At 30.7% G+C, this 5,847-nt stretch carries 4 protein-coding genes; all 4 read right to left on the minus strand.

Going from position 1 to position 5,847, the window contains the following annotated elements; genetic code table 11:
- Positions 1–959: sigma-54 dependent transcriptional regulator (locus SVN78_07825; protein MDY6821512.1), on the minus strand; the 959-nt coding region annotated here is incomplete at its 3' end.
- A gap of 3 nt (positions 960–962) precedes the next feature.
- Complete coding sequence (locus SVN78_07830; GenBank protein MDY6821513.1) at positions 963–1,895, minus strand: HAMP domain-containing sensor histidine kinase; 933 nt, start codon at positions 1,893–1,895, stop codon at positions 963–965.
- The gene (locus SVN78_07835) at positions 1,895–4,129 is read right to left on the minus strand and encodes a PBP1A family penicillin-binding protein (protein ID MDY6821514.1); all 2,235 of its coding nucleotides are present in this window, start codon (positions 4,127–4,129) and stop codon (positions 1,895–1,897) included. Before SVN78_07835 ends, SVN78_07830 begins: the two co-directional genes overlap by 1 nt.
- Before the next feature lie 9 nt (positions 4,130–4,138).
- Positions 4,139–5,847, minus strand: a 1,709-nt coding sequence (gene uvrB / locus SVN78_07840; GenBank protein MDY6821515.1) for an excinuclease ABC subunit UvrB, incomplete at its 5' end; no start/stop codon positions are given.

The raw sequence follows: 5,847 nt of genomic DNA on the forward strand, positions 1-5,847 counted from the left end.
GGGATATCCTCCTTTCTCTCTCTTAATGGTGGCACCCTAATATTAACAACATTCAACCTGTAATATAAATCCTCACGGAATTTATTTTCTTTTACAAGGCTTAACATATCCCTATTTGTTGCAGCTATTATCCTTATATCCAATTTGATTGGATTATTAGAACCAATTCTAGTCAATTCTTTATCCTGTATAACCCTTAATATTTTTGATTGTAGTCTATAGTCAAGTTCTGATATCTCATCAAGTAATATAGTTCCACCATTTGCTTGTTCAAACTTTCCTATTCTAACACTATTTGCCCCAGTAAAGGCTCCCTTTTCATAGCCAAATAATTCACTCTCAATCAGCTCTTTTGGTATTGCTGCCATATTAATGCCCACAAAGGGTTTATCACTTCTACTACTCTTATTATGTAACAGTCTTGCGATTACCTCCTTACCACTTCCTGTCTCCCCTGTTATCAATACAGATATATCGGATTTTGCCGTCCTTCCTATTATTTTATAAATTTCTAACATTTTTTTACTTCTTGTTTGATAATCATAAGACATATTATCTAAAGGATCATCTATGTTACCACCCTTTTCACTTTCTTTTGAATATAATATATTTAGTAGCCTTTCTTTCAATTCCCCAATGTCAAAGGGCTTTGTGAATATATCTATAGCTCCCAGTTTAATTGAATCAATTATATTTGAACTAGTATTATAAGCTGTTATTATTATAAAATATATATCAGGATATTTACTCATCCACCTCTTTATATGATCTAGTGCGTTTACGCCGTCAATATATATATCAACAATACATATTCTTATGGGATTATTTTCGAGTTTTTTTTCTGCTTCAACAATACTCTTAGAGGTATGTATGATAAGATCTTTATCGTTTAGCCCCTCTTTTAAAACCCACAAAATATTTTCTTCATCATCAATAATTAATAAATTATTTTTTTTCATAATTTATAAAGGTAAGAGGATTGAAAATGTAGTCTCTAATCCATTAATACACTTAATATCTATCTTTCCATTATGACTTTCGATAATCTTTTTTGCAATAGTTAAACCCAAGCCATGTCCTTTAGATTTTGTTGTGAAAAAGGGGTTAAAAATCTTCTCCCTTATTTCAGTGTTAATACCACCAGCATAATCAATAATATTAAATCTTGCCATCAATAAACCCTTATCTAAATGTTTATCATAATATTTTACCACAGGATCTATAAAAGCTGTTAGCTTTACTATGCCCTCTTTTTGAGCTTCACAGGCATTTTTCAATATATTATAAAATGCACTATAAAGCTTATTCCTATCACCATTAATTATATCAAGATTGGGATCAAATTCCAGCTTAATATTAATATCTGGGAAAGCTATATTAAAAGAGGTTATTAGTTCATCAATAAATTCTTTTACATCAAAGGGGTTTTTAAATATTTGTTGTTTTGAGATAGATTTAAAATCATCTAATAAACTTTTAATCCTATTTGTCTCTGAATTAATAACGCTAATACACTTATTTAGATAACTATCTAACTTTTCTCTTTGTAAAAGTTGAACAACACCATCAATAACTGTTAAGGGGTTTTTTAATTCATGAAAAAAAGAATTAATATCAAAATAATCCTCTAAGTATTGTGTAATAGCTGTAATATCAATAAAATATATTATTGTTAGCTCCTTTGATTTATCTGCTAGAATGAAATAAATTTTTGAACCAAAATTAATTATAGGTTTATTATTATATAATTTTTCAAATATATATTCCTGGATATCTTTAATATTTAAGCGTACCAACTCATTCCATATGCTTTCAAAATTATATGAATAATCTATTATCTCTTTGTTGCTATTAATAACTACATAAGGCAAATTGCTTAGAACATATTCACTCATTAATTTGCTATTTCATTTGGCATATCATCTGCATAGGGTTCAAAAGTAAAAGGAACATTTATAGCCTCAGTTTTCTTATAGGTTTTTTTGTCTACCTTATAATAGGTAACATTTTTAGAGGTAGGGAAAGTTTTATAGTCAACATCATCTAATACACTTTCCATAAAATCAACAAACGCTGGCAAGGCAGCTCTAGCACCAGTTTCTAAAGGACCTATAGATGAAAAATCATCAAAACCAACCCAAACGCCTACCACTAAATTAGGCAAAAAACCAATAAACCAAGCATCTCTGTAATTATTTGTAGATCCTGTTTTGCCCCCTATAAATCTAGGGATGTGCTTCGCCTTTCTTCCAGTTCCATTTTCTACGACATCTATTAAAGCATCAACCATAATATGCGCAGTTGATTCTTTGATAGGCTTATATTTTATTTTTGGTTTTTCACTATATATCTCCTTGCCCCCGCTATCTAAAACATATCTAATTGGTCTCATTTTGTAAATCTCGCCTTTATTAGGAAAGGCTGAATAGGCATATACCATCTCCTTTAGTGAAATTGCACTTGAACCAAGGCTTATTGAGAGATCTCTATTAAACTCAGAACTAATGCCAAATTTTTTAGCATATTCTATAATCCTGTTCACACCTAATTTATCTGCTAGTTTCACCGTAACTATATTCCTTGATTTTATAAGACCTCTTTTTAAAGTAGTAAAACCATAAAATCTCTCTTCAAAATTCTCTGGCTTCCAATATTCATCAATTGTTGCTTTTTTTATCACAGGTGCATCAAATATCTGGTATGTTAGATCAAATCCATTATCAACAGCTGTAGCATATACTAAAGGTTTAAAAAGTGAACCTACTTGTCTTTTAGACATTACAGCTCTATTAAACATAGACTTATTAAAATTAAAACCGCCAACCATAGTAAGTATATCTCCATTTAATGGGTTAATTGCTAATAATGCTCCTTCAATCTTAGGTTCTTGATATAAATAGGTAGTACCACCACTATTATACACCAAGATAAAATCACCTTTTTTTAAAATAAGCCTAAAATCCTCTAATGATCTCATGCTACTATTAACAGGCCTTGCCCATTTATTTTGCCTTATATCAAGTTTCTCCTTTTTATCATCAATAACAATATATACGAAATTTTTTTCTACCTCTTCTGCTTTAGCTATTTTAATATCATAGTTTTCTAGATATTTATATTTATCTAATCTATTCTTATAATCATTTTCGCTAATATTTGTTATTGGGCCCATATAACCCTGCCTCTTTGATATATTAAATAGATTTATTCTATTAACCCTTCCTGCTTTTAATTGATATTCTCTATTTATTGTTGTATATATTTTGTATCCCCCATTTCCAATATTATTGACACCTAACTTCTCTTTTAGATAATCTAAAATAAACTCTATAAAATATTCTGCCATTTTTATCCTTTGTGGTCTCTCTTCTATAATTCTGACAGGTTGTCTTGTAGCATCTTTATATTCGCTCTCAGTTACATAACCCTCTTCATACATTCTAAGTAATGCGTAGTTTCTCCTCTCTAATGCTCTATCATGATGCAAATGAGGCGCATAGTAACCAGGGGCTTTTGGAAGAGAAGCAATAAGAGCGCATTCAGCTAAATTTAACTCTGATACATCTTTCCCAAAGTAAAATTTTGCAGCTGCTTGAACACCGTATGCACCTCTACCCAAATATACCTCATTCAAATAGAGTTCTAGAATTTCTTGTTTAGATAGGAACTTATCTAGTTTATAGGCAAGTATTGCCTCTTTTACCTTTCTTTTCAGCTTTTTCTCAGGCGATAGATATATTACCTTAACGAGTTGTTGTGTAAGAGTAGAACCCCCTTCTACAATTCTGCCAGCTCTCAGATTAGCAAAAAAAGCTCTTATTATACTTAAAAAATCTATGCCTTCATGCTCGTAAAAACGGCTATCTTCAACAGCCACCAATGCATTTATAAGATCATTTGGTATTTTATTTAACTTCACTGGATATCTTATCTCCTTACCCAATTCAGCAATAACCTTATTATTTGAATCATATATGGTCGTTGGTGTTTTATATTTATAATTCTTCAATTCTTTTATAGATGGTAGCTCTTGATTTAGCTTATACAAATATATACCAAGTGAAAACAATGAAATTATAATAATAAATAAAAATGTAAATGTTATGTATTTTAATAATCTTTTTATCATCTATATAAACTACTTATTTATAGTCGCTTTGTATTCAAATAGTAGATCCCTAACTCTAGCAGCCTTTTCAAACTCCATATTTTTGGCAAGCCTATACATTTCTTTCTCTAATATTTTTATATCTTTATTCTTATCTCCAGTTAATGCAACATCTATTGTTTCATTTTTGTCAATTGTAACATAATCCTTTTCATAAATACTCTCAAGTATATTTGATATCTCACTTTTAATTGTTTGTGGTGTTATACCATGTTTTTTATTGTATTCAAACTGCTTTTTCCTCCTACGGTCTGTTTCTTTAACGGCTTTTTTAATTGATTTTGTAATATTATCCGCATAAAATATAGCCCTAGCGTCAACATTTCTGGCAGCCCTTCCTATTGTCTGTATGAGGGATCTCTCCGATCTTAAAAAACCTTCCTTATCAGCATCTAGCACTGCAACCAAACTAACCTCAGGTATATCTAACCCCTCTCTTAAGAGATTAACTCCAATTAAACAGTCAAATTTTCCCAATCTCAACTCTCTTATTATCTTTATTCTTTCAATTGTATCAATATCAGAATGTAAATATTCAACCTTTAAAGACAACTCCTTATAATATTTTGATAACTCCTCAGCCATTCTCTTTGTTAATGTTGTTACTAATACCCTATAGCCCTTTGAAATCTCTTTTTTAATCTCATAATATAAATCATCTACCTGATTCTTTGCTGGTTTTATAAAGATCTCAGGGTCAACCAAGCCAGTTGGCCTTATTACTTGCTCTACAATAATACCAGATGAATCATTAATCTCAAATTCTGCAGGTGTAGCTGAAACATATAAAACCTTATCTAGACATTTATTAAATTCGTCAAATCTAAGGGGTCTATTATCTAAAGCTGATGGCAATCTAAACCCATATTCAACAAGGGTTTTTTTTCTAGATCTATCACCAAAATACATACCCTTTACTTGAGGTATTGTAATATGTGATTCATCTATAATAACCAAAGAGTCTTTTGGTAAATAGCTCATAAGTGTTGGTGGTGTCTCGCCAGGCTTCCTACCGTCAAAATATCTTGAGTAATTTTCAATACCATTGCAATAGCCAGTTTCTTCAAGCATCTCTATATCAAAATTAGTTATTTGTTTAAGTCTTTGGGCTTCTAGTAATTTATTTTTACTTTCAAACTCTTTTACCCTTTTATCTAAATCTATTTTTATATTATTTATTACATCATCTATTGTAACATTTGCCGTTACATAGTGAGTATTTGGATAAACTGTTACCTTCTGCCTCTCTCTAACAGTTTTACCTGTGAGGGGATCAAATTCTGAAATATTTTCTATTTCATCACCAAAAAATTCCACTCTATAGGCGATATTCTCTTCATGGGATGGAAAAATATCGAGAATATCACCTTTTACTTTAAATGTGCCCCTATGAAAATCGTAGTCATTGCGTTCATATTGTATTGAGATCAATTTCTCCATAATAGCTTCCATTTCAATCTCTTGTCCTAATTCAACACTTATTAACTGTCCATAATATGCTTCAGGGGAGCCTAGTCCGTATATGCAAGAAACAGAGGCTACAATTATTACATCCCTCCTCTCTAAAAGACTACGCGTTGCAGAATGTCGCATCTTATCAATATGGTCATTGATTGATGAGTCCTTTTCTATATAAATATCTGACTGTGGAACATATGCTTCAGGTTGATAATAATCAT

The sequence above is a fragment of the Deferribacterota bacterium genome (assembly GCA_034189185.1).
GTDB lineage: Bacteria > Chrysiogenota > Deferribacteres > Deferribacterales > UBA228 > UBA228.

Excerpts from the sequence above, each read along its gene's own strand:
- SVN78_07830 (MDY6821513.1), bottom strand. The coding sequence starts at position 1,895 with ATGAGTGAATATGTTCTAAGCAATTTGCCTTATGTAGTTATTAATAGC.
- SVN78_07835 (MDY6821514.1), bottom strand. The coding sequence starts at position 4,129 with ATGATAAAAAGATTATTAAAATACATAACATTTACATTTTTATTTATT.